The sequence below is a fragment of the Xanthomonas hortorum pv. pelargonii genome, assembly GCF_024499015.1.
In the GTDB taxonomy this organism is placed as follows: domain Bacteria; phylum Pseudomonadota; class Gammaproteobacteria; order Xanthomonadales; family Xanthomonadaceae; genus Xanthomonas; species Xanthomonas hortorum_B.
In genome coordinates, this window is record NZ_CP098604.1 from 1840007 (window position 1) to 1862930 (window position 22924).

At 62.2% G+C, this 22924-nt stretch carries 23 protein-coding genes; 10 read left to right on the plus strand and 13 right to left on the minus strand.

From position 1 onward, the window contains the following. Position 1 precedes the first annotated feature (1 nt). The 9 genes from NDY25_RS08180 to NDY25_RS08220 all read right to left on the minus strand — a co-directional run bounded on the left by NDY25_RS08180 (position 2) and on the right by NDY25_RS08220 (position 8319). Positions 2–406: an EF-hand domain-containing protein gene (locus NDY25_RS08180; protein ID WP_180336605.1), complete on the minus strand. Its 405-nt coding sequence runs from the start codon at positions 404–406 to the stop codon at positions 2–4. Positions 407–678: 272 nt separating this feature from the next. Continuing rightward, a complete protein-coding gene (locus NDY25_RS08185) occupies positions 679–1038 on the minus strand; it encodes an EF-hand domain-containing protein (protein ID WP_256627876.1) in 360 nt (119 codons plus the stop codon). Between the two features lie 225 nt (positions 1039–1263). After that, positions 1264–1641 (minus strand): hypothetical protein, encoded by a 378-nt coding sequence (locus tag NDY25_RS08190; RefSeq protein ID WP_168959658.1) that lies wholly within the window; start codon positions 1639–1641, stop codon positions 1264–1266. Between the two features lie 137 nt (positions 1642–1778). Then, positions 1779–1976: a CPXCG motif-containing cysteine-rich protein gene (locus NDY25_RS08195; RefSeq protein WP_115039547.1), complete on the minus strand. Its 198-nt coding sequence runs from the start codon at positions 1974–1976 to the stop codon at positions 1779–1781. A gap of 150 nt (positions 1977–2126) precedes the next feature. Beyond that, on the minus strand, positions 2127–2831 hold the full coding sequence (locus NDY25_RS08200) for a M15 family metallopeptidase (RefSeq protein ID WP_168959657.1): 705 nt from the start codon (positions 2829–2831) through the stop codon (positions 2127–2129). Positions 2832–3151: 320 nt separating this feature from the next. Next, entirely contained in the window at positions 3152–5122 is a 1971-nt protein-coding gene (locus tag NDY25_RS08205) for a peptidoglycan-binding protein (protein WP_168959656.1), read from the minus strand. 153 nt (positions 5123–5275) lie between these two features. Further along, positions 5276–6052, minus strand: coding sequence for a hypothetical protein (locus NDY25_RS08210; RefSeq protein WP_168959655.1), 777 nt, complete (start codon positions 6050–6052; stop codon positions 5276–5278). Positions 6053–6424: 372 nt separating this feature from the next. After that, a complete protein-coding gene (locus NDY25_RS08215; RefSeq protein ID WP_168959654.1) occupies positions 6425–7342 on the minus strand; it encodes a hypothetical protein in 918 nt (305 codons plus the stop codon). A 173-nt stretch (positions 7343–7515) separates the two neighbouring features. Beyond that, the gene (locus NDY25_RS08220; protein ID WP_168959653.1) at positions 7516–8319 is read right to left on the minus strand and encodes an N-acetylmuramoyl-L-alanine amidase; all 804 of its coding nucleotides are present in this window, start codon (positions 8317–8319) and stop codon (positions 7516–7518) included. Between the two features lie 265 nt (positions 8320–8584). Between NDY25_RS08220 and NDY25_RS08225 the strand changes: the two genes are divergently transcribed. From NDY25_RS08225 to NDY25_RS08250, 6 genes are all read left to right on the plus strand, one after another. Further along, entirely contained in the window at positions 8585–9997 is a 1413-nt protein-coding gene (locus tag NDY25_RS08225) for a C40 family peptidase (protein WP_168959652.1), read from the plus strand. Further along, a complete protein-coding gene (locus tag NDY25_RS08230; RefSeq protein WP_168959651.1) occupies positions 9994–11091 on the plus strand; it encodes a dipeptide epimerase in 1098 nt (365 codons plus the stop codon). The genes NDY25_RS08225 and NDY25_RS08230 overlap by 4 nt, the downstream gene beginning before the upstream one ends. A 561-nt stretch (positions 11092–11652) precedes the next feature. Continuing rightward, positions 11653–12429: a L,D-transpeptidase family protein gene (locus tag NDY25_RS08235; RefSeq protein ID WP_168959650.1), complete on the plus strand. Its 777-nt coding sequence runs from the start codon at positions 11653–11655 to the stop codon at positions 12427–12429. Next, positions 12426–13733: an APC family permease gene (locus tag NDY25_RS08240; RefSeq protein WP_168959649.1), complete on the plus strand. Its 1308-nt coding sequence runs from the start codon at positions 12426–12428 to the stop codon at positions 13731–13733. Before NDY25_RS08235 ends, NDY25_RS08240 begins: the two co-directional genes overlap by 4 nt. 87 nt (positions 13734–13820) lie before the next feature. Then, entirely contained in the window at positions 13821–14318 is a 498-nt protein-coding gene (locus tag NDY25_RS08245; RefSeq protein ID WP_256627877.1) for a hypothetical protein, read from the plus strand. Positions 14319–14499: 181 nt separating this feature from the next. Beyond that, the gene (locus NDY25_RS08250; RefSeq protein ID WP_168959648.1) at positions 14500–14832 is read left to right on the plus strand and encodes a hypothetical protein; all 333 of its coding nucleotides are present in this window, start codon (positions 14500–14502) and stop codon (positions 14830–14832) included. A gap of 53 nt (positions 14833–14885) precedes the next feature. Here NDY25_RS08250 and yiaA read toward each other — a convergent pair whose 3' ends face one another. Next, positions 14886–15323, minus strand: a complete 438-nt coding sequence (gene yiaA, locus NDY25_RS08255; RefSeq protein WP_168959647.1) for an inner membrane protein YiaA — start codon at positions 15321–15323, stop codon at positions 14886–14888. A gap of 171 nt (positions 15324–15494) precedes the next feature. On the opposite strand from yiaA, the gene NDY25_RS08260 reads away from it, so the two are divergent. Next, complete coding sequence (locus NDY25_RS08260) at positions 15495–16673, plus strand: PQQ-dependent sugar dehydrogenase (RefSeq protein WP_168959646.1); 1179 nt, start codon at positions 15495–15497, stop codon at positions 16671–16673. 265 nt (positions 16674–16938) lie between these two features. Then, positions 16939–17702, plus strand: a protein-coding gene (locus NDY25_RS08265; RefSeq protein ID WP_095574585.1) for an IS5 family transposase whose coding sequence is annotated in 2 segments (ribosomal slippage) — positions 16939–17254 and positions 17254–17702 — 765 coding nt in all. Because the reading frame shifts where the segments join, the coding sequence is not laid out codon by codon here. Positions 17703–17772: 70 nt separating this feature from the next. Here NDY25_RS08265 and NDY25_RS08270 read toward each other — a convergent pair. From NDY25_RS08270 to tsaD, 3 genes are all read right to left on the minus strand, one after another. Continuing rightward, positions 17773–19944, minus strand: a complete 2172-nt coding sequence (locus tag NDY25_RS08270; RefSeq protein ID WP_168960032.1) for a glycoside hydrolase family 3 N-terminal domain-containing protein — start codon at positions 19942–19944, stop codon at positions 17773–17775. 257 nt (positions 19945–20201) lie between these two features. Beyond that, positions 20202–20579, minus strand: coding sequence for a dihydroneopterin aldolase (folB, locus tag NDY25_RS08275; protein WP_168960031.1), 378 nt, complete (start codon positions 20577–20579; stop codon positions 20202–20204). An 86-nt stretch (positions 20580–20665) separates the two neighbouring features. Beyond that, entirely contained in the window at positions 20666–21730 is a 1065-nt protein-coding gene (gene tsaD / locus NDY25_RS08280; RefSeq protein ID WP_168960030.1) for a tRNA (adenosine(37)-N6)-threonylcarbamoyltransferase complex transferase subunit TsaD, read from the minus strand. A gap of 294 nt (positions 21731–22024) precedes the next feature. Between tsaD and rpsU the strand changes: the two genes are divergently transcribed. Beyond that, a complete protein-coding gene (gene rpsU, locus NDY25_RS08285) occupies positions 22025–22240 on the plus strand; it encodes a 30S ribosomal protein S21 (RefSeq protein WP_002808376.1) in 216 nt (71 codons plus the stop codon). 135 nt (positions 22241–22375) lie between these two features. Next, complete coding sequence (locus NDY25_RS08290) at positions 22376–22822, plus strand: GatB/YqeY domain-containing protein (protein WP_168960029.1); 447 nt, start codon at positions 22376–22378, stop codon at positions 22820–22822. Positions 22823–22924: the final 102 nt, after the last annotated feature.

Sequence of the window (22924 nt, forward strand, 5' to 3'; positions counted from 1 at the left end):
CTCAGTCGCCTGCGGCATCGCCCGGGCCGGGCTGGTAGCTGGCGAATTCGTCGCGCGACAAACGCCCATCGCCATTGCTGTCGAAGCCGGCGAAATTCTCGCGCAGGACCGGGTCCGCACCGGCTTCGGCCATCGTCAGCGACCCATCGGCATCGCTGTCCAGGCTGCGAAAGCTGCGTGGCACCAGAGCGCCTGCTTGCGGTGCGAGCGACGCCTCTGCACCGCCTTTGGCAGTGGATGACCTGGGCACATCCGCAGGCAGCAATGGCGTGCTGGCGGGCGTTGGTGGATCGATTGGCAATGGCGACATCGCCGGTGCAGCGGTATTGGATGCCGTCGGCGACGGCAATGGCGCCACGGTGGGCAGCTGTGGCGACGCGGCGAGCGCCAGCAATGGACTCGACAAGCCGACCAACAAGACGATGCGCAACTGAAACATGAAAGAAGACCGTGCAGAAGGCCACACCACCGTAGCGAGGCAGACGTAAAGAAAACGGGAGCGACCCTGGCAGATCGCTCCCGCATGTCCATCCTGTTACTTGCTCATACCGGGCATCCAGAAGCGATGCCACGGATCAAACGACAACTGCTGATCAAACACCTGCTACTGCGAAAGCTGCCTCCTGATACTTGGAAAAATGTCAGCAAACAAACTCACTTACGTTGCGACCTACTGTCTCAATTGCCTTGCGACCCACTCGCTGCGCCGCCCTGCTGCTTGACGACAAACGCCTTGTACTCGTCCGGGGTCAATTGCCCGTCCTTGTCGGAATCGGCGTCGTTGAAGATCTGCGCAAGCCCAGCGTTGACCTGAGCCTCCTGCGTACTGATGGCGCCGCTGCTGTCGGTGTCGACACTCGCCCAGGTCTGGCCACCGCCGGACTGCGCAGGTTGTGCCGCAGTGGTGGCGGAACTTCCCGACTGGGCCGATGTCGCGGCGGCATCCTGTTGCGTACTCTGCGCCATGGCCGGTAGCGCCAAAGCGGCAGCAAGGACGGCGGTGGCAGCGAGCAGCGAGGTGCGGTTGCGATTCTTCATTTGGGTGGTCTCCTTGGCTTGGGAATGCACGGTATCGCCGCGCATGGCATCACCCTACCTGGCGCGAATGAATGCAAAACCCACCCTAAATTTGCGCAAAACATCCTTTTAACCACAGCGCGGATATTTGCGACTAGCCATCTGTTAGGTCTCGATGAGCCAAATAGAAGTGGCTCATTCAATGCATGAAAATATGCGAACTCCCGCACATTTTTTAGGGCGATGTCAGGCATTCGGCGGCGCGTCGTCCCAGCTTCCGGAACTGAACAGTTTCCAACCGAGTACCACGCCAGCAATCGCGCCGAACACTTCCAGCACCACACGCGATCCCAGCTCGTTGGGATCGTGGATCCTGGCCAACGCGATGCGCGCATACAACGGCGACTCCAACCGCACGATGCTGGTGTAGACGAGATTCCAGATGTCGTAACCGGCGCCGATCGCAACCGCGAGCAGGCAGGCGATCCCCAGCGTGTGCCCATGGGTGAACTGCAGGCGCCGCCCGCTGTACTCAACGGCCGCAAACACCAGCACACCCAACACCAACGCGATCAAACCAGCCTCCAGCGAACCGAGCAGGCCGAAGTGCAGAGACAAATTCATCGTGACGATCCGGGCAGCAGGCGCATCAGTCTAGCGGCTGCGGGCGACCGATCCCTGCCAAACCCGCAGGAACGACCGGTCACGCGAATGGGGATTGGCTGGGCAAACCGATTGCTCGATCGTGCGACAAGCCACGCTCATGCATCGTCCTGCCCGCGCGCGCTCACCTGCGCCTCGCCCTCGTCGTCCCACTGCACGCTCACCGAGATCGGCTTGCAGCAGACCTGGCAATCTTCGATGTAGTGCTGGTCGCCGCCGGTCAGGTCCAGCGTCAGCGTGATCCACTCCCCGCAATACGGGCAGGCGATATCGACAAAACGTTCCGGGTCGGACATGACAGTTCCTTGAAGTGGCAATACACGCTACGCGGCAATCAGGCCATGCGCAGCGCGCGGATGGCGGGCAGCACGCGCAGTGTACGAGCGGCGTTGACCGCTGCCGAGCGCCAACGACCACCGGCGACAGCGCAGCGGCTTCGTGCCCGATCAGTTGACCGGAACGTCGTACGCAGTGTCGGGCGTGGGCTCGGGACGCAGAGTGAAGTGCCACCACTCCATCGGATAGTTGGCAAAGCCCTCCGCCGCCATCGCACGCAGCAAGCGCTGACGGTTCGCCCGCTGCGCGGCGCCGATATCGGGTGCATCGGTATGCGCACGCGCATCGAAGAAATCGAAATCGGTGCCCATATCGACCACAAGACACTGGCCTGATCGGCAATCCAGCAAGCCCAGATCCAGCGTCGCACCGCGGCTATGGCCGGAGGTCTCGGCGATGTAATCGCCCAGCAGCGCGCGCTTGTCCACGCGCGGGTAGTACTGCGCCTTGCTCGCCTGCTCCTGCAGATCCGCTGCCCAGGCCACGAACGCCTGCACCGCCCGCACCGGTCGATAGCAATCGAACACCTGCAGCCGATATCCCTGCGCCTTGAGCGTACGCGCCGCCCGCGCCAACGCCTCCGCCGCCGGACGCAGCAGATAGCAGGTCGGCGCCGCATACCCCGGCACCACACGCCCGGTGAAGTTGTTGCTGCCCGCATAGCGCATGTCCACCGCGATCTCCGGCGCAAGGCTGCGCACATCGATCAGGCCGGCTTGTGCGGGTGTCGTTGCTGGCGAAATCGTGGGAGTGGCCGCTACATTGAACGCCGCGCATAGAACAGCTAATGCGAGCGACCATCGCCAAGCACGCATCGAGATGCAGACGGTCTGCGATGTGTTATTTGCGCTGAAGCATGAGTGTGGCATGCGCCAAGCATAGGACATCGGCCCGCTGGGCGGGATACGCGGAGATGGTCAGAAAGACACGCTTGCCGGATCGCATGGGCTGCCATGCGGATCCGACCAGGTGGGATCAGTTGTTGCTGGACTTTGGGCTTGCGAATCAGAAAACAGAAGTCAGGGAACGCTATACATCAAAGCAACACCGATATCCGGTGCAGCACCAGCCCGGTCGAACACCGGACTGGCGGCTGCTGTCTCAACAGATCACAACGTCATCCGCACAAGCCTGCTCAGCGCGCCGGGCCCGTCTGTGTCTGCGCGGTCTGCGTGCGTTGCTGTTCGTCCTGACTTTGCCGCTGCGTCTCCGCTGTGAGCTGTTTCTGGCTCTGCTCCAGCGGCACCGCTGCGGCCTGCTGCTTGTCCACGTAGGCACGATTCACATCGAGCGCGTTGTTGGGGTTTCGCTCCACTGCAATCAAGCCCTTGCCATTGGTACTCGGCACCAACTCATCGATACGCGACATACCACTCACCTTGGCTTCGAATGCGATCTGGCCGGCAGCACGCTGCATTTCATCGCGACTATTAAAGCCGCCGTTCGGCCCATGCTTCTGAAGATGTTCCATTGCCTGCTTGACCAAAGGATCTACTGGACGTTGCGCTTCAACAGCGGCAGGAGTTGCGAGCTTAGATTCGTCACTATTTTTACCCTGCCCTTGTTGCTTGCCGAGTGCTTCAAGCGTGGCCTTATCGGCAATGCCGGTCGGTTCCAGGCCCTTCTCGCGCTGCAGGTTAGCCACCACTTCCTTGGTCTTGTCACCGTAAAAGCCTGTGCCGGATAACAGCTTGCCGCTGTTGTCTTTAATTCCAAGGTCGATCAGGCTCTGCTGCATTGCCTTTACATCGGGGCCTTGCTCGCCTGGCTTCAGCGATGCACGCGCATCATGACTTAGCGATTGCGTTTGCTGTTTGTCCTGCAGCAAATCGCGCGCTTTGGCGAACGGGTCGGACGCAAACAACTTGGCGTTCGGGTGATCGGCCAGATACTTGTCCAAAGGCATGGTGTTCACGCCCTTGGTGCCACTGGACTGGCTGACCTGCAGTTCGCCGCTCTTGGGATCGCGCACCACCATCAGAATGTGGTCGATGCCCTTCCAGTGCTCATGTTTGGTGTTGCCGGCATCCACACCGATCACCATGCCTTCCTTCAACGCGCCGGGCTTGAAAACTTCTTGACCTTGCAACAGCACGCCGGAACTGTCGAACGCTTTTTTGACGATGCCGCCGGAGCCATTTGCGCCTTGCGTCAGCATATCTTGGCGCCCGAAGACGTCACGGCCAGCCTTCTGATTGATTTCGCGCATGGTGGCGTTCTGCAGCTCAGACACCCAGCCGGAACAATCGATGTAGCCCTGCTCTAGGTGCTTGCCGTCGACGCCCGGGTGGTAAAGCTTGTGGCCTGGAATGTTGATCGCGTACTTCACATCGTCGTACTTGATCCCCATAGCATGCGCAGCCGTGAGACTGATGCCCTCAGCGCCGCTTTTCGTTGCGGCAGGCGTCGTCTTTTCTTCTACAGCGGGCGTCGGCGTGCGTTGCGGGACATGCTCAGCAACAGGCGAGCGGCCTTGATTTTCGGTGACCGGCTTGATGCCCTTCTCAGGAATCGAGATGTGGTCGAACTTGGTGTCCCAGTACTTCACAAACGTCTTGGCCATCTCCTGGTCAGACATTTTCTTGAAGTCTGCCAATGACGAGCCGGTATAGGCTTCGAATTGCCTGGCGCCGGCAACGTCCTTTTCGCGCGGAACATTGTTGAGAATGTTGGGACGGGTGTCCTCTCGCGCAAAACTTCCGGTGGCAACCGCCGCCTGAATCGAGCGGTATCCGCCAGATCCTTGCTGATGGGCCATATACATATCCAGGCCATCAGGCTGTGGCTTACCAGACAAATAAGGACGATTGTCCTGGTCGTGCCGGCGGGTCAATGATGCCTGGTTGTCCTGATACAGGCGCGCTGCCGCGTCGGTATTGGCAACTGCGTCAAGCTCCTGACCACGAATGCCATAGGCATCAGCGGTGCCCGGCGTGAACTGGAACAGACCCTTGGCGCTATTCGGTCCACGGCTAGCCTGCTCATCGAACCTTCCACCTGTTTCGATGTAAGCAAAACGCATGAAATCGTCGACCGGAATGTGGCGCTGCCTGGCCTCATTCTCAATGATGTTCAGGTTTTCGGCTTTCGTGTAATCGCGTGCCATCTCGTTTTACTCCTTGAGGTTGAGAAACAGCAGCGTAAGCCGCCAGAGTCAACCGAGCTCTTCCTTTAGCTTGAGTTCGCGGTTAACAAAACTTTTGTTGTGCTGCATCGGTACTGCGGCAATGACAATTTCCGCATTGCTTTATCAGTCACGTCACATCGGCAGATATTGCCCACTTGCCTGGTCGTAGCGGTAACGCGCGATGTCGGTTGCGTCCAGCATGCGCGTCTTGCCTGGGCCGGCAATCACGGTGCCTTGCAAGACAACCTGCAACGCGGGCATGGTCGCCGCTGGATCGGGTGTCACGCTCAGGATGCCCGTGCTGACTACATGCGGCACACCACCCTCTTCGTCGCTGCTCGGACCATTGTCCTCGCCCGCCGCGAGGGTGCCGCGATACACCCATCCCTGGTAGTCGCCAAGGTCGTTTTTATTCGGATCAAAGGTGAACAATGCAAACCCGTTACTAGTGACGCCGTTACTGAAGCTGGAAGTAGCGACCGCCAACAATAGATGTCCATTGCTCAGCACGAAAGATTGCCAAGCGCGCGTGTCATCGAAAGTGTCGGCACGTTCGTATCCACCAAAAGTACCCACGTATTGCTGCGCATGGAACAGCATCCATGGCCGCTCGGTGCCAGGTGCAGTCAGCAGGAACGTGGCTTGGCTAATCGACACCCCGACGCCCGGATCAGGAAAGGTCTCTGCTTCGTCGTTTCCGTATTTGTTCGGTGTTGCGTAGGCGAAGCCTGTGTAATAGTGCCTACCGTCCAGATCGAAATGCTGGCCGCCCCAGAAAGTGGCCACAGCACCGTTATCGATTTCATAGGACGTGGCGCCATCGCCATCCACACCGTAAATCAGATAAAGCACACTGCCTGCATAGGGTGCTACCTCGGTCGCTGATGCAACCGTGTTGTCATTGGACATAGCCAGAACATCCTGTTGTCGTTGAAAAGCCAAAGCCTTTAGCTGACATGCGATGCAGCCAGCCGGGCCGTCGCTTGTCGCCATCCTGCGCATCTACACAACGGCGCACCCTGCATGCAGCACAACTGTTTGCAGGTTGGAAACGGACAATAATGGTTTCGTCCGGCCCCGACGCCGGGGGCGGCAATGGCTGCTGCACATGGCAGCAGCAAACCGGCAACTCCATCCGGTCTCTCGGGCGAGTGCAGCATCCGTTGCCGCTCGCGAATAACTCGCCTGAACATCAGGCCCCGTTCGCATAGCTTAACCAGTTCTCGGCCCGGTCGCCATCGCCATGCCCGCCAGTCGATGGGTCGACTGACGGGCAACCGCTCAGCGATCCAGCGGCGGTGTGTACTGTTTCTTGGCAGTGTCGAACGTATAGGTCACCGTGTCGGCATCGCCCAGAGTGCGGATCTTGCCTGGGCCGGAAACGGCGGTGCCCTGCATCGCGACCCGCAGCGTCGGCATGGGGCCAGTCTTGGACGGCTCGAAGCTCAGCGTGCCGGTATTGGAAGCGCACTTCACTGTGGCCTCGTCGTCGCAGGCTGCGCTGTTGTCGTCACCCGTGGTGACGGTACCCAGGTAGACCCATCCCTTGTAGTCGCCCAGGTCGTTTTTGTTGGGATCGAAGGTAAAGATGGCAAAGCCCGTGGTGGTAACACCGGTTGCAAAACGCGTCGTGGGCACTGCCAGCAGCAGATGGCCGTCCTTGGTCTGTGTGCTTTGTGGCTTGCGCTTCTCATCCAACGGATCGGCTTTTTCATTGGCACCGAAATCGCCCGCCCACTGCTGTGCATGGAACAGCGTCCAGACCGGTTTGCCGTCCACCTTGTCCAGGATGTAAGTAGCCTGGCTGATGCTCACGCCAACAGTGGGGTCAGGCATGTCCTCATCGGCTGAGTTTGCATATTTCCCTGGTCCGGCATTGGCGAAACCGGTGTAGTACTGCTTGCCGCCAAGACTGAAGGGATAGCCATACCAGAAGGTGGCGAGGGCCCCATTGTCGATGGTGTAGGACGCTGACCCATCTCCCTTCATGCCATAGACATCATTCAGCACGTGGCCGGGTGTTGGCACCTCGACGGTCACTGGCTGCGGCTGTGCAGCGGCAGCCTGCGCTGATGCAACCCCGGCATCTGCGCTAGGTGCTGCCGGCGTTTCCGCCATTGCGGCATCACTGGTCTTGTCCGAGCAACCGCCAAGCATCAGCATCGTTGCCACCCACAGCACTGTCTTCCTGAGCCTCATTACGGCACGTCCTTCTTAGATTTTCGGCGGGCCGATCCTACCAAGAACGCGATCCAGATCCAGTGCATGTGTTCGCTAGACCATGCCACCGCAGGAGACCCGCTGACGCTGTTGGCACGTGCGCACGGAATCTTGCCCAACATTCACCGCGCAGCGCAGGCACCGGCACCCTGCTACGGAACCTCGGCTTCTGGAAGGGGAGACCGGCCCTGCACCCGCGCCATGGCCGGTTGCGTCAACGCGTACAGAATCCGCAGATCCTCAGCATCCAATGTGCGTGCATCGTTGCCGCGATAGTGATGGTGAAAGGCGCGCAGCGTCGCGGCGGGATCCTCGACGCTGTAGCCGAGCAGGGCGAGCGCTTGCCACGGGTCGAAACCGGCCGGCGCAGCCGGGGCATCGGCTACGGGCCAGCGGCCGAATCCGGCGTCGGCCAGGCGTTTCCAGGGAAACAGGGGACCGGGGTCGTTCTTGCGCGTCGGCGCGACGTCTTCATGGCCGACGATCTGCGTGCGCGGGATGCGCAAGCGCGTGCACAGGTCGTCCAGCAAGACCAGCAGACTGTCGATCTGCGCGGACGCGAACGGCTCACTGCCGTCGTTGTCCAGCTCGATGCCGATCGAAGCGGAATTGATGTCGGTGATGGTGCCCCAGCGCCCGGCACCGCCGTGCCAGGCGCGCTGGTCGTCGCTGACCAACTGATAGCGCTGCCCATCGTCGCCTATCAGATAATGCGCACTGACCCGGCCACCGCTGTTACGCCCGCGCAGCGTGCTCAGACTTTGCTGCACCGAGTGCTGGTCGGTGAAGTGCAGCACGATCAGGATCGGCCGCCGCGTGTCGTAATTGGGCGACGGCACCCACTGGGCCAGCGGATTGCGCTGCGGCGCATGCGCGCAAGCACCCAACGACAGCACGACCAGGCAACACGCGGCGCGTAGCCAGAGCGATGGCAACAGGGCGGTAGTAGGCGACATCGGACTCTCCGGGTGACTGGCGAAACGACAAGGGGATGCGCCGTGCCTGCGCCTGGATGGACACCGCACACGGTGCACCCATTATCTGCCGAGCGTCATGAAGTTGCAGCGGCCGCGAGCAGCCCTGCAAGCGCGGTAGGCACCGCGGCATGCGCCACGCGTACACTGCAATCCATTGCGCTCGTCGCAGGTGCAAAATGCGCTTGCAGCATTGGTCTATCGCACAGAACCTAGTCAGTCGCTACATCCATCAAGAGCCTTCTTCATGCCATTGTCGCGCCGCCTGCTGGCGTTGTTGCTGCTGGTCACCGGCCTACCCTGCAGTGCGGCTCCGGCAACGCATGCCGTTCCTGTGCAGCAGACGGCCCCATTTGCGATCAGCGATGCGCAGCTGACAGCCGATTACTGGATCCAGCGCAGTCGCACCGCACAAACGCTGCGCATGACTTCCGCACAGATCGCCAGCTTCAATGCGCGCCTGCTGCGTGACGATGTCTCCATACACGATCTTTCACAGCTGCCCGAAGCTCTCCCTGCTGCCGATGTACGCGCACGCATCGAGAAGCTGTCGGTCACGCCAACGCGTGCGTTGTACGGTGCGGACGGAATGCCCATTGATGCGACACGCTTGGCCGCGTTGCGCCGCGCACTGGCATTGGATGCACTCCCCGCCCAGGTAACGCCACGCTTCGCGCTGGTGGTACAACGCGCGGCACTACGCACATTTCCCACTACGCAGCGTGCGTTCACCACCACCGACGACCGCGACATCGACCGCTTCCAGGAGTCGGCGCTCTACCCCGGCACGCCGGTGGCGGTGTTGCATACCAGTGCCGATGGCGCATGGCAATTCGTGCTGGCCGCCAACTACGCCGCATGGATTGCCAGTGATCGCCTCGCAATCGGCACACGCGCCGAAGTGCTGGACTACGCACAACGCAGCCCACGCGTGATGGTCACCGGCGCACGCGTGCAAAGCGCTTACACACCCGAATTACCTGCGATCTCAGCGCTGACGCTGGACATGGGCACCAGCGTGCCGCTGCTCACTGACTGGCCACAGCAACAGCCGGTCAACGGGCAGTTGCCGCTCGCCGCATATGCCGTGCAACTGCCACTGCGCAACCAAGAAGGCCGCTTGCAGCTGGTGCCGGCACTGATCCCGCGCGGTGCCGACATGCGCATTGGTCCGTTGCCGGCCACCCATACAGTGTTACTGCGTCAGGCATTCAAATTCCTCGGCGAGCGCTATGGCTGGGGCAACGATTACGACGCCCGCGACTGCAGCGGCTTCGTGTTGGACGTCTATCGCAGCCTTGGCATCGCATTGCCGCGCAATACTGGCGATCAGGCACGCAGTCCGGCGTTACGCAACGTGCCGTTCGATGTGCGCGCGCCATTGCCGCAACGTCTGCAACAACTCGCACAACTGCAGGTCGGCGACCTGATCTATATTCCGGGCCACGTGATGCTGGTGATCGGGCATGAACAAGGCGCACCGTGGGTCATCCACGATGTGGCCGGCGCCAACTATCGCGCGGCCGATGGCAGCGTGCAGCGCGCGCGATTGAACGGCGTATCGGTCACCCCGTTACTGCCACTGCTCGCCAGCGACGGCACGCCGTTTGTCGATCACATCACCCGCATCCAACGCATCGCACCGATTGGCTCCACATGAAGATCACCGGCTTCCGCCTCGGCATGCTGCGCGTGCCGTTGAAAACTCCGTTCAAGACCGCGGTGCGCACCGTGCAGGCGATCGAGGATGTGGTGGTGCTGTTGCAGACCGACAGCGGCCATATCGGCTATGGCGCAGCGCCGGCCACCGCACCGATCACCGGCGATACGCATGGCTCCATCATCGCCGCGATCCAACAGTGCATCGCCCCGAAGCTGATCGGCCAGGACGTGGCCGATCTCAACCGGCTATGTGCGCTGGTGCAACACGCGCTGGATCGCAATACCAACGCCAAGGCTGCAGTGGAAATCGCGCTCTACGATCTGTGGGCGCAGGCATTGGGTACCCCGGTATATCAGGCGCTCGGTGGCGGCACGCCGCGCATCACCACCGACATCACTATCAGCGTCGATACCATCGACACAATGGTGGCCGAGGCGTTGTCCGCGCTCGCACGCGGCTATGGGTCGCTGAAGATCAAGGTCGGCAAAGACAGCGATTCGGATGTCGAACGCATCAAGGCGATCCATGCGGCGGTCGCTGGCCGCGCATCGCTGCGCCTGGATGCCAACCAGGGTTGGACGCCCAAACAGGCGGTGCGCACGATGCGCACGCTGGAAGACGCCGACATCGTGATGGAATTGGTGGAGCAGCCGGTCAAGGCGGCCGACATCGACGGCCTGGCCTTCGTCACCGCGCACATCGACACGCCGGTGATGGCCGACGAAAGCGTGTTCTCGCCGATCCAGGCGATCGAGCTCATCCAGCGCCGCGCCGCCGACATCGTCAACATCAAACTGATGAAGACCGGCGGACTCTCCAACGCAATCCGCATCGCCGATATCGCGGCGTTATATGGGGTGCCGTGCATGATCGGTTGCATGATCGAATCCAGCATCAGCGTCGCGGCGGCGGTACATCTGGCCGTGGCCAAGGCCGATAGCATCACCCTGGCGGATCTGGATGCGCCCGCACTCGGGCAGTTCGATCCCACCGAGGGCGGAGTGCACTTCGACGAAGCGCAACTTCATATCGACGACTCGCCGGGTCTGGGCATCCGACGCATTCGCGGGCTGGAGCTGTTGTCGGATTAAAGCGCCGTTGGATATTTCTGGTCGAGGGCGCGGTGCCCTCACCGCTCGCGGGACACGCCGTGAATCCATCCCTGGAGGCTCGGTGGCGGCATCCATGCCGCCACACGGTCCCGCAAGCGGTGAGGACACCGCACCAGAGAGTTAGTCGGTTGCTTGAAAACATGCATACCCACACTCTTGACTGGTCATTGCCTGCCCACCGTCGCGGGACCTTACGCGGCATGGATGCCGCGTAAGAGCCTACACGGACGTACTTGCGGCGTGTCCCGCGATGGTGGGCGGGCAAGGGCCCTGCAGCCAACCCGCAGATCAGCCGCTCTGCAAGTGATCTATACGCACTGTCCAACCACGCCAAGACAATCCGACCCCTCGGTCTTAAGCCGGCCCCGCCAAGCACGCATACGAACATCGGCGCGCATGCGCCACACAGCCGCATTGCTGGGTACAGTAGCGATAAGGTGTTGGTCCGTGATGCAGTGCCGAGGCACCGCACTGTCGCCGCCAACGACCGATCGACTCAACGCAGCTCACCCCTGCCAGACCCATTTCTCCGGAGCCTGCATGCGCCTTGCCACCGTGTTTCGATCCGTCGCGTTGTTGGCGCTGGCAAGCTGCAGCAGCCTTGCCGGCGCTGCCGGTCCAATCGATGCGCTGAATCGAGCGCGCGCATTGATCGTGGTGACCACACCGGACTGGAACAGCACACAGGCGCGCCTGCAGACATTCACCCGTGTGGATGGCCACTGGCAACAGGCCGCACCAGGGTTTGCGGTGGCGCTGGGTCGCCATGGCAGCGCCTGGGGCGATGGCCTGCATCCTGCACAGACGCAAGGCCTGCAGAAGCGCGAGGGCGACGGCCGCAGCCCGGCCGGTATATTCGCCATCGGCCCGGCCTTCGGTTATGCGCCGAGTATCGACAGCACGATGCCATACCAGGCGATGACCGCCACCAACTACTGCATGGATGTACCGAGCTCGCCGCTGTACAACCGCATCGTCGATGCCGCCCAGGTCGGTGAGACCGCAGTGGCCGGCTCGACCGAACCGATGCGGCTGGACCTGCAACATCCCGGCGATGCACGCTACAGCGAGGGCTTTGTGATCGCGCACAACCCCAACGCGATTCCCGGTCATGGCAGCTGCATCTTCGCCCACCTATGGCGCACGCCAGGCCAGTTCACCGCCGGTTGCACCGCCATGGCGCCGGCCGATATGCAACGCCTGCTCGCCTGGTTGAAGCCCGAAGACAAACCGCTGTTTGTGCTGTTACCGCGATCCGAATACGCACGCTTTCAAGCACAGTGGCAGCTGCCCAAGTTGAAGGACGCCGCACGATGAACACACCGGTTCCTGCTCCCGATTCCACTGGGCTGGTGCGCGTCGTTAGCCGTTGGCAGATCGTCGGATTGTCGATCAACGATGTGATCGGCAGCGGCATCTATCTGCTGCCGGCGGCCACCGCCGCACTGCTGGGACCAATGAGCCTGTGGGCGGTGATGCTGGCCGGCCTGGCGGTGGCCTTGCTGGTGTTGTGCTATGCGCAGGCGGCGAGTTATTTCGATACGCCAGGCGGTAGTTATCTGTACACGCGCGAGGCGTTCGGCCCCTTCGTCGGTTTTCAGATCGGCTGGATGATCTGGCTCACCCGCATCAGTTCGGCAGCCGCATTGAGCAACGGCCTGGCCGACGCGGTCGCGCGGTTCTGGCCGACCGTCGCCACCGAGCAGTGGGCACGTCTGCTGGTGGTAGTCGGCTCATTGGGATTGCTCACCGCCATCAATGTAATCGGAGTGAAATCGGCCGCGCGCACCGGCATCGCCCTGGTGATCGGCAAGTTGGTGCCACTGCTGTTGTTTGTCGCCATCGGCCTGTTCTATGTGGATTGGTCATGGGCCTTCGCCGGCACCACGCCGGACTTGCGCGACCTGGGAAATCTAGGCGAAGCCGCCTTGTTGTTGCTGTTCGCCTATGCGGGATTCGAAAACATTCCGGCGGCCGCTGGCGAGTACCGCAATCCACGTCGCGACGTGCCGTTCGCACTGATCACCATGATCGTCACCGTCACCTTGATCTATGCGGCGGTACAAGTCGTCGCACAAGGCACGCTGCCCAATCTTGCCGCCTCGGCCACGCCGTTGGCCGATGCCGCAAGCCGTTTCGGTGGCGAAGCGCTGGCGCTGATTCTCACCGTTGGCGCCACCATCTCCATCCTCGGCACCACCAGCAACACGGTGATGCTTGGCCCGCGCTTTTTGTTCGCGCTTGCACAAGATGGGTATGGCCCGGCATTTCTGGCGCGCGTGCATCCACGTTTCCACACCCCTGCAGCGGCGGTGATCACCCAAGGCGTGTTGTCGCTCGGATTGGCGTTGTCGGGGTCGTTCACGCAGCTGGCGCTGTTGTCGATGGTCACGCGGCTGTTTGCGTATATCGGCACGGCTGCGGCGGTCATCGTGCTGGCGCGTCGTTACCGGCAACGTACCGACACCTTGCGTCTACCGGGTGGGCCAGCCATTCCCATCGCCGCGCTACTGCTGTCGCTTGGCCTGCTTGCCAGTGCCAGCTGGCAGAATCTGGCCGCCGCCGGCATCGCCTTGCTGGTGGGTTGGGCGTTTTATCTGTTCCCACGCAAGCAGGTTTGAAGGTTTCGCAACACACTCGCGCAGGGCTCACGCATACCTAACCGCGCGCGCCCAACGCTGCAGCTCTCACCTGCATGGGAATTTGCGATGAAACTGCGCCGTGTCTACAGCACACCCGATATCGCTAGTGCGCAACGCGTCGTGCAGGCAGCACGCAGCGCAGGCATCGACAATGATGCGCTGTCGTTGATTGCCCGTTCGGATATCGAGCTGGAAGACGTGCCTGACGAGCGCAAGAATGCCAAGACCGACTTTCTTCCCGCTGCTGCGCGTGGCGCCGCAACGGGCGGTGCCGCAGGCCTGGTCGCCGGTCTGGTTGCCATCGCGGTGCCTCCCATCGGCCTCACCATTGCCGGGGCCGGCGTCATGGCACTGGCAGGCGCCCTGGTCGGCACCTGGTCGTCTGCACTGATCGGGGCCACCGTACCCGATCCGATCCGTCGCCAGTTCGAAGAGGAAATTCAGGCCGGGCGCGTATTGGTGATCATTGATGCCGACGAGCCGTCGCTGCTGCATGCCGAAACCAGCCTGGTGGCTGCGGGTGCAACACCATTGCCCTACGAGGCCGCATCGGCGGCGACTTGAATGCGGTCGGAGACGGGCGACAGCCGGCCGATTGCAAAGGCCTTGGTTTCAGCATCGCAGCCGGACCGGTTTTATCGCACTCATCGCGACCCTACGCCTTGATGCCCTCCTCACCTGCCCTGGCAACGGATTTAACACCTACCCACCTACGGTAGACGGCACATTCACCATGGAGACGAGCATGAACGTGCCGTATCAGATTCCAGGCCGTGCGCCGGACGAAGACCGCAGCCAGAACGTATCCAACTATTGGCGTGAGCGCTTCACCGAAGAGTCGTATTACACCGAAGGTGACCGTTACGAAGATTACGAGGGCGCCTACCTGGCAGGCCATGAGGCACGTATCCGTGAAAACGCGCGTGCCTATGATCAGGTAGAGGCTGAGTTGCACCGCGAATGGGAAGCCAATCGCGGCACCGAAGGCCTGAGTTGGAGCAAGGCCCGTCACGCAGTCAAGCGTGCCTGGGAAAACGCGACGGACTTCGTCACCGGCGACAGCAAGTCAAAGCCCTGAAAACAACAACGCCACCGTCGAGGTGGCGTTGTTGTATCAGCGTGGTCGAGGCATCAGTCCAGTGGCGGCGGTGCCGCGCGCGAAATAGGCAACCTGTTGTCGACATCCATCGCATCGCGCGTGTTCTTCTGCACCGCAACCGCACCGAACAGACTCAATACATACGCCATTGCATAAAAGCCTTTCTCGCTGAGCAACAAGGTCGCGTTGATCAAGCCAATCGCCAATAGCAGCAGTGCGATGATCAGCGAGAACCAGCAGATCGCGTAATACAGTCCCGTCACCGGAATACCGTCCGCGCGGTCACGCACACTCTTCTGCAACGACACCGATGCGAACAAGCCAAACAGCAGCAACGTAAAGTAGTAGCCTTTTTCGTTGAGCATCATCTGCGCATTCCACAACCCGATCAGGTAGGCAGTGCTGCCCAGCAGCAATGCGGCCCAGGATGCGGCGATAAAAGCAGGTGAGGTTTTTTGCGTGGCAACCATGGAAACTCCTTTTCATGGTGGAGCAGGAAGGTGGGACGCACACGTCTCACAGAGAAAGTGATCTACGACAAGGCGGCCTTGAAGGCGTCGTGTAAGGTACTTGAAAACCCGACGCGGGACACGTTGCGGGAGGGCTGCAGCGTCACCGCGCCTTATCCCCTGGAGGACCACATGTCTGTCCGACGTCTGCTTGCACTGGCCTGCTCGGCCACGCTGTTCACCACCGGCGCCGCATTTGCCGCGCCCGCCGCCGCACCTGCAGCGGCCATTCCCAAGGCGCAGTGGCCATTCCAGGCCACCACCGTTGCCGATTTCGACGAACCCTGGGCGATGACCTTCCTGCCTGACGGCAGTTTGCTGGTCAGCGAAAAACGCGGCTCGCTGATGCGGCTTGATCCCAAGACCAAGCGCAAAAGCGCCATCACCGGCATCCCGACCGTGGCCTACGGCGGCCAGGGCGGCTTTGGCGACGTGCTCGCGCACCCGCGCTTTGCTCGCAATGGCCTGGTCTATGTGAGTTACGCCGAACCAGGCGAAGGCGATACACGCGGCGGCGCCGTGGCGCGGGCCAAACTGACGCTGGATGCCACCGGCGGCGGCACGCTTTCGGACTTCAAGGTGATCTGGCGTCAGGACCCCAAGGTCACCGGTAATGGACACTTCGGGCATCGGCTGGCGTTCGATCAGGCCGGCAAACTGTGGATCAGCTCCAGCGAACGGCAGAAATTCACCCCCGCGCAGGACATGAAAGCCAATCTCGGCAAACTGATCCGGCTCAACGACGACGGCAGCGTGCCGGCCGACAATCCCTTCGTTGCGCAAGGCGGTGTCGCCGCGCAAGTGTGGTCGCTGGGCCATCGCAACATCCTGGGCATCGCGTTCGACAGCAAGGGCCGCTTGTGGGAACACGAGATGGGCCCGATGGGCGGCGATGAGCTGAATCTGATCCAGCGCGGCGCCAACTATGGTTACCCGATCGTCTCCAATGGCGACAACTACGACGGCACCCCGATTCCCGATCACAACACCCGCCCGGAATTCGCCGCGCCCAAGATCAGCTGGACACCGGTGATCTCGCCGGCCGGCTTTGTGATCTATAGCGGCAAGCAGTTCCCGACATGGCGCGGCAACGGCTTCATCGGCGGGTTGTCGTCGATGGCATTGGTGCAGGTCTCGCTCGGCGATCAGCCGCGCGAGGTGGCCCGCTACGACATGGGCGCACGTATCCGCGAAGTGGAACAAGGGCCGGATGGCGCGCTGTGGTTGCTGGAAGACGAAGCCAGTGGCAGCACCGGGCGTTTGCTCAAGCTGACACCCAAGAGCAAGGCCGCAGTCGAGAACGATGCGTAAGTTGGTGCATCGCCTGGATCGCTGCGCCACTGCGTGCTGCGTCAAGTAGCAGCACTGAGTGATGACTCGCACCATCGCCATGCGCTCGTTGAGCGCTGGCGATGGTGACGATCAAGCGAATTGCTTGGGTGGCGATTTGCGCTGCATAGCGTTAGCTATCGGCCAAACGCGACGCTTTTACAGGCAACTGCATCAGCGCAAACTGGTGATGACTCGCCACTAGGGCCTGTTAACACTAATGGCCCGAGCGATTAAACTATTGGGCATGGAGATCACGCCAGCACAATTTTCTCTGATCGAACACTGCCTGCCGGCGCAGCGCGGCAATGTCAGCATGACCAACCTGCAAGTGGTCAACGCCATCCTTTACGTTGCCGAGCATGGCTGCAAATGGCGCGGCCTACCCAAGCGCTTTGGCAACTGGCATACGGTCTACACACGCATGAACCGTTGGGCCAAGGCGGGTGTGCTGGACCGGATGTTCGCCCAATTGCAGAAGTCCCAGATCGTGCGCATCAAGATCGAAGCAGTCTCGCTGGACTCCACCAGCGTCAAGGTCCATCCCGATGGCACGGGTGCATTAAAAAAAACGGCCCGCAGGCCGTCGGCAAGTCTCGCGGTGGATGGAACACCAAGATTCATATGGTTGCCGCAGATGCTCGAACAGCCATCACCTTTGGATTGACGCCTGGCAACGTGCATGACGCACCTGCAGGCCGCGCGTTGCTTGAACACCTGGGGCCAGTGGAGCGGCCGATTCATTTGTTGATGGACCGTGCTTACGAAGGCAACGAAACCCGCCAGTTGGCGCTCGATCTTGGCTTCGTGCCGGTGGTCCCGCCGAAATCCAATCGGGTCGAGCCTTGGGAATACAACCGGGAGATGTACAAGCGGCGTAACGAAGTGGAGAGACTGTTCCGTCGCTTGAAAGGCTACCGCCGGATTTTCTCGCGCTTCGAGAAGCTGGATGTCATGTTCCTTGGATTCCTCAGCTTCGTCCTAGTCGTTGATGGGCTTCGGATGTGTTAACAGGCCCTAGAAACACGGTCATCCGAAAGCGGCGGCTCCAAACGCACCGGCTTCCTCGGAGGACACGCTTTCAGCCTTCCAACAACTCAAAGGTCACTGCCTCGCCACTCTTGGCCGATGCGCAGACCCACACATCGAACAGCCCCGGCTCGGCGCCGAACACGCCCTTGGGGTCGGTGAAGGCCAGCGCATCGCGTGCCAGGGTGAACACCACGTCCGTGCTCTCGCCCGGCTGCAACATCACTTTGCGGAAGCCCTTGAGTTCGCGCACCGGGCGCACCCGGCTGGCCACACGATCGTGCACATACAGCTGCACCACTTCTTCGCCTGCAACGCTACCGGTATTGGTCACGCGCGTGGTGATGGTCAGCGCCTGATCCCAACCAACCTGCGCGCTGCTCAGCTGCGGCGGCGCATACGCAAACGTGGTGTAGCTCAAGCCATGGCCGAACGGATACAACGGCTCGTTGGGCATTTCGCGCCAGCGCGCCTTGTATTCGGACAGGGTCGGCAATTCCGGGCGGCCGGTGCGCAGATGGTTGTAGAAATACGGCTGCTGCCCGGTCACCTGCGGGAAGCTGATCGGCAACCGCGCAGACGGGTTGTAGTCGCCGAACAACACATCGGCCACGCCGGTGCCGGTCTGCGTGCCCAGATACCAGGTCACTGCAATCGCATCGGCATCGCGCACCGCACCGCTCAATGCCAGCGCGCGCCCGTTGCGCAGCAACACCACCATCGGTGTGCCGGTGGCGGCAATGGCTTCGGCCAGCGCCTGCTGTGCCGGCGGCAACACGATCTCGGTGCGCGACTGCGCCTCGCCACTGAACCGCTGCGGCTCGCCCAGCGCCAGCACCACCACATCGGCGGCCTGCGCCGCATCGATGGCGGCGGAAATCCCGCCCGGCAGCGGCTCTTCCAGGCCGCAGCCCGGCACCACGCTCAGATGCTCACCACCGACCACCGCACGCACGCCCTGCTCCAGGGTCACATAGCGTTCCTTGTCGCCGAACAAGGTCCAGCAGCCCTCGATGTTCTCGCGGTCCTGCACGAACGGCCCGATCAGCGCGATGTGCTGTCCGCTTTTCTTCAGCGGCAACACTGCGCCTTCGTTCTTCAGCAACACGATCGAACGCCGCGCCGCATCGCGCGACAACGCATCGTGCGCCGGCAGATGCGCGGTATCGGCTTCGCGTGCCGGATCCAGCGAGCGATACGGATTGTCGAACAAGCCGATCGCTTCTTTCAGCTGCAGCATGCGACGCACACTCGCATCCAGCGTGGACATCGGCACCTCGCCGCTTTCCACCAGCGACGGCAGATGCGCGGCATAAAAGCCGCTCTGCATGCTCAAATCCAGACCGGCCAGGAAGGCTTTTTTGGTCGCATCGCGCTCATCGGTGGCGTAACCGTGCGCGATCAATTCCATGTCGGCGGTGTAGTCGGAAATCACCACACCGGGGAACTGCCATTCGCCACGCAGGATCTCGGTCAGCAACTCGTGGTTGGCGCTGGCCGGCACGCCGTTGATGTCGTTGAACGAGGACATCACGGTCAGTGCGCCGGCATCGAAGGCAGCCTTGAACGGCGGCAGATGCACATCGCGCAAGGTTTGCGGCGCGATGTCCACGGTGTTGTATTCCATGCCCGCCGCCACCGCGCCATAGGCGGCAAAGTGCTTCGGGGTGGCGAGCAACGAGTCGTCGGCTTTCAAATCGCTGCCCTGAAAGCCGCGCACGCGGGCGGCAGCAAACGCCGCGCCCAGCAGCACGTCTTCGCCGGCGCCTTCTGCGCCACGGCCCCAGCGCTGATCGCGCGCAATGTCCACCGCCGGTGCGTAGGTCCAGTGCAGGCCAGCAGCGGTCGCTTCGATCGCGGTGGCGCGCGCGGTGCGCTCGGCCAGTTCCGGCTCGAAGCTGGCCGCTTCGCCCAGCGGAATCGGGAACACCGTGCGCATGCCGTGGATCACGTCGGCGGCCAGGATCACCGGGATGCCCAGACGGCTTTCTTCCACCGCCACTTTCTGGATCTGGACGCCCAGCGCGGCGCCAACGCCATTGAACAGCGAGCCGACCCGGCCCTGCCGGACCTGCTGCAGCACCTCGTCGGCGTTGAGCACATTGGCTTCGGGATTCACGTCCGGCGCGAACGGCCGCACCATGTCGGCGAACACACCCAACTGTCCGACCTTCTCTTCGACGGTCATCCGGGCAATCAGGGTTTCGATACGATCAGCAGCCATGAGATCCTTGAGAAAACGTTTACATGGCCGTCAATTCTAGCCTGACGCGACCGCGAGGATGCAACTCTTCTGCCTGTTCAGGCTGATGTTCAGCCCCATTGGCAGACGTTGGGCGGCAAAATGACGACCTGCCTTGCAGTCGCTCACGCGCCACCGCAACCGTTCAATACCTGCCATCGGTGGGCGCCCGGAAGCTCCAGACGGCCCAGCCGCCGACAACACCGAGCGCTACTGTACGGCCAGAGAGCGGGCACACCCTATAGAGAAGGTGGCACGTCAGCAGAAACGCGCGTGCGCTCGATGAGCACACCCACCGCCTGCGCGCCGCGCACCGCCCCCGGCTTGCTCAATTTCAACCGCAGCCAGTGCACCCCAAACTCGTCCAGCACGATCGTCGCGCAGCGCTCGGCCAGCGTTTCCACCAGCCCGAAGTCAGAGCCCTGCACGAACTCGATCAGCCGCTTGCTCACCGCCTTGTAGTTCAGCGTGTCGGCGATGTCGTCGCTGGCGGCCGGAATGCGGTTGTCGAACCCCATCTCCAGATCGAACCGCAGCGTCTGGCGGATGCGCCGCTCCCAGTCGTAGATGCCGATCAGCGCATCGATTTCCAGGCCTTCGATAAAAACTTTGTCCATGGGTGGGGAATCGGGAATGGGGATTAGGGAATGGTGAGAAGCACGAGCAACAGCAAAGCAGCACAGAACGAATCGGAATAGCGCTCTTACGATTCCCTATTCCCGATTCCCGAATCCCGCGCCGCCGCCAACGGCGGCAAGCTCGCCATATCCCAGCGCGGCGTCACATGCACCGCCGCATCGGCGCGCTCGCCGGCCTCCAGCCGCAGCGCGCCGGCGAAGGCAATCATCGCGCCGTTGTCGGTGCACAAGGCCGGGCGTGGGAAGCACACCCGGCCGCCGCGCCGCTGCGCCGCCTCCTGCAGCCGCGCGCGCAGGCGCTTGTTGGCACCCACGCCACCGGCCACCACCAGCGTGTTGCACTCGGCCGCATCCAGCGCGCGCAGGCACTTGATCGCCAGTGTCTCCACCACCGCATCCTCGAACCCGCGCGCGATATCCGCCCGCGTGGTGTCGGACTGGTCGCTGGCGCGCCAGGCCAGCAGCACCTGGGTCTTGAGCCCGCTGAAACTGAAATCCAGGCCGGGCCGGTCGGTCATCGGTCGCGAGAATTTATAGCGTCCCGGCGTGCCGGTTTCGGCAAGGGCAGCGAGCTGCGGGCCGCCCGGATACGGCAGACCCATCATCTTGGCGGTCTTGTCGAAGGCCTCGCCGGCTGCATCGTCCAGCGTTTCGCCGAGCACTTCGTAACACCCCAGCGCCTTGACCGACACCAGTTGGGTGTGGCCGCCAGAGACCAGCAGCGCCACGAATGGCGGCTTCGGCGGGTCGTCTTCCATCAACGGCGCCAGCAGATGACCTTCCATGTGATGCACACCGATCGCCGGCACATCCAGCGCCCAGGCCAGCGAGCGCGCCACGCCTGCACCTACAAGGAGTGCGCCCACCAAACCCGGGCCGGCGGTATAGGCCACGCCATCGAGTTCGTCGATGCGCAAGCCGGCCTCGTCCAGGGTCTGGCGGATCAGCGGCAGCAACTTGCGCACGTGGTCGCGGCTGGCCAGTTCCGGCACCACCCCGCCGTATTCGGCATGCAGCGCAATCTGGCTGTAGACCGCATGCGCGCGTAGCGCCGGCACGCCGGATAGCGCGGTGTCGTAGACCGCCACACCGGTCTCATCACACGATGATTCGATCCCAAGAACTTTCACGGCAACTCGGCAGGCAGGCACATGCGGCCTATTTTCGCAGCTTTTGCGCTGCGCAGATCGGCCAGGGGCGATATGCGGCGCCGCCGTGCGATCATTGCCGGATCAGGCCCAAACCCACGCGTTTCTAGCGCGTTTCTCATAGGCCTGCAGAAGCAAATCTTGCTGGGGGCTTGCAGGTCGTTGGCAAGTCGTTATAATGCGCGGCTCGCCGGGGCAACCCGGAAATTCCGTCACGCGAGTCCGCTCGCACCCGCCCGGGGCTCCCGGACGGAAATCCCATTATCTGGAGAACCCATGCCCAGCGTTAAAGTCCGCGAGAACGAGCCCTTCGAATTTGCGCTCCGCCGTTTCAAGCGCACCTGCGAAAAGGCCGGCGTGCTGGCCGAAACCCGCAAGCGCGAGTTCTATGAAAAGCCGACCCAGGAGCGTAAGCGCAAGGCTGCCGCTGCTGTGAAGCGTCAGTTGCGTCGTTCCTCGCGCGACGTCACCAAGCGCCAGCGCTTGTACTGATCGAACGCGGTTCCCTGCCGGTGGGCACGCGCTGAAGGCGCGGCTCATCGGGATCGAACCCAAGAGCCGGCACGCGCAAGCGTCGCCGGCTTTTTGTATTGGTCTTTTTCAACACGCAACCTCAGGAGTCACCGCATGCCCCTCAAGCAGCAGCTCACCGATGACATGAAAGCCGCCATGAAATCCGGCGACAAGCACAGCCTAGGCGTGATCCGGCTGATCAATGCCGCGATCAAGCAGAAGGAAGTGGACGAACGTATCGAGATGGACGATGCGGCCGTGATCGCCGTGCTCGACAAGATGGTCAAGCAGCGCAAGGACTCGGTCACCCAGTTCGAAGCCGCCGCACGCGAAGACCTGGCGCAGATCGAGCGCGAGGAGATCGTGGTGATCGAGCGTTACCTGCCGGCCAAGATGGGCGAAGCCGAGATCGCCGCCGCCATCCAGGCTGCGATTGCAGAAACCGGTGCCAGCAGCCCCGCCGACATCGGCAAGCTGATGGGCGCGCTCAAGCCCAAGCTGGCCGGTCAGGCCGACATGGGCCTGGTCTCGGCCCTGGTCAAGAAGAGTCTGGCAGGCTGAAGTCTGCCTCCGCATTGCCCTGTGCTGGATTGCCAGGGCAATACAGATCGCCGCGCAAGCCAAGGCTATCTCGGTGCCGCATCGTGCGCACCACATCGCGCG

Excerpts from the sequence above, each read along its gene's own strand:
- NDY25_RS08185 (WP_256627876.1), bottom strand. The coding sequence starts at position 1,038 with ATGAAGAATCGCAACCGCACCTCGCTGCTCGCTGCCACCGCCGTCCTT.
- NDY25_RS08190 (WP_168959658.1), bottom strand. The coding sequence starts at position 1,641 with ATGAATTTGTCTCTGCACTTCGGCCTGCTCGGTTCGCTGGAGGCTGGT.
- NDY25_RS08195 (WP_115039547.1), bottom strand. The coding sequence starts at position 1,976 with ATGTCCGACCCGGAACGTTTTGTCGATATCGCCTGCCCGTATTGCGGG.
- NDY25_RS08200 (WP_168959657.1), bottom strand. The coding sequence starts at position 2,831 with ATGCGTGCTTGGCGATGGTCGCTCGCATTAGCTGTTCTATGCGCGGCG.
- NDY25_RS08205 (WP_168959656.1), bottom strand. The coding sequence starts at position 5,122 with ATGGCACGCGATTACACGAAAGCCGAAAACCTGAACATCATTGAGAAT.
- NDY25_RS08210 (WP_168959655.1), bottom strand. The coding sequence starts at position 6,052 with ATGTCCAATGACAACACGGTTGCATCAGCGACCGAGGTAGCACCCTAT.
- NDY25_RS08215 (WP_168959654.1), bottom strand. The coding sequence starts at position 7,342 with ATGAGGCTCAGGAAGACAGTGCTGTGGGTGGCAACGATGCTGATGCTT.
- NDY25_RS08220 (WP_168959653.1), bottom strand. The coding sequence starts at position 8,319 with ATGTCGCCTACTACCGCCCTGTTGCCATCGCTCTGGCTACGCGCCGCG.
- NDY25_RS08225 (WP_168959652.1), top strand. The coding sequence starts at position 8,585 with ATGCCATTGTCGCGCCGCCTGCTGGCGTTGTTGCTGCTGGTCACCGGC.
- NDY25_RS08230 (WP_168959651.1), top strand. The coding sequence starts at position 9,994 with ATGAAGATCACCGGCTTCCGCCTCGGCATGCTGCGCGTGCCGTTGAAA.
- NDY25_RS08235 (WP_168959650.1), top strand. The coding sequence starts at position 11,653 with ATGCGCCTTGCCACCGTGTTTCGATCCGTCGCGTTGTTGGCGCTGGCA.
- NDY25_RS08240 (WP_168959649.1), top strand. The coding sequence starts at position 12,426 with ATGAACACACCGGTTCCTGCTCCCGATTCCACTGGGCTGGTGCGCGTC.
- NDY25_RS08245 (WP_256627877.1), top strand. The coding sequence starts at position 13,821 with ATGAAACTGCGCCGTGTCTACAGCACACCCGATATCGCTAGTGCGCAA.
- NDY25_RS08250 (WP_168959648.1), top strand. The coding sequence starts at position 14,500 with ATGAACGTGCCGTATCAGATTCCAGGCCGTGCGCCGGACGAAGACCGC.
- yiaA (WP_168959647.1), bottom strand. The coding sequence starts at position 15,323 with ATGGTTGCCACGCAAAAAACCTCACCTGCTTTTATCGCCGCATCCTGG.
- NDY25_RS08260 (WP_168959646.1), top strand. The coding sequence starts at position 15,495 with ATGTCTGTCCGACGTCTGCTTGCACTGGCCTGCTCGGCCACGCTGTTC.
- NDY25_RS08270 (WP_168960032.1), bottom strand. The coding sequence starts at position 19,944 with ATGGCTGCTGATCGTATCGAAACCCTGATTGCCCGGATGACCGTCGAA.
- folB (WP_168960031.1), bottom strand. The coding sequence starts at position 20,579 with ATGGACAAAGTTTTTATCGAAGGCCTGGAAATCGATGCGCTGATCGGC.
- rpsU (WP_002808376.1), top strand. The coding sequence starts at position 22,025 with ATGCCCAGCGTTAAAGTCCGCGAGAACGAGCCCTTCGAATTTGCGCTC.
- NDY25_RS08290 (WP_168960029.1), top strand. The coding sequence starts at position 22,376 with ATGCCCCTCAAGCAGCAGCTCACCGATGACATGAAAGCCGCCATGAAA.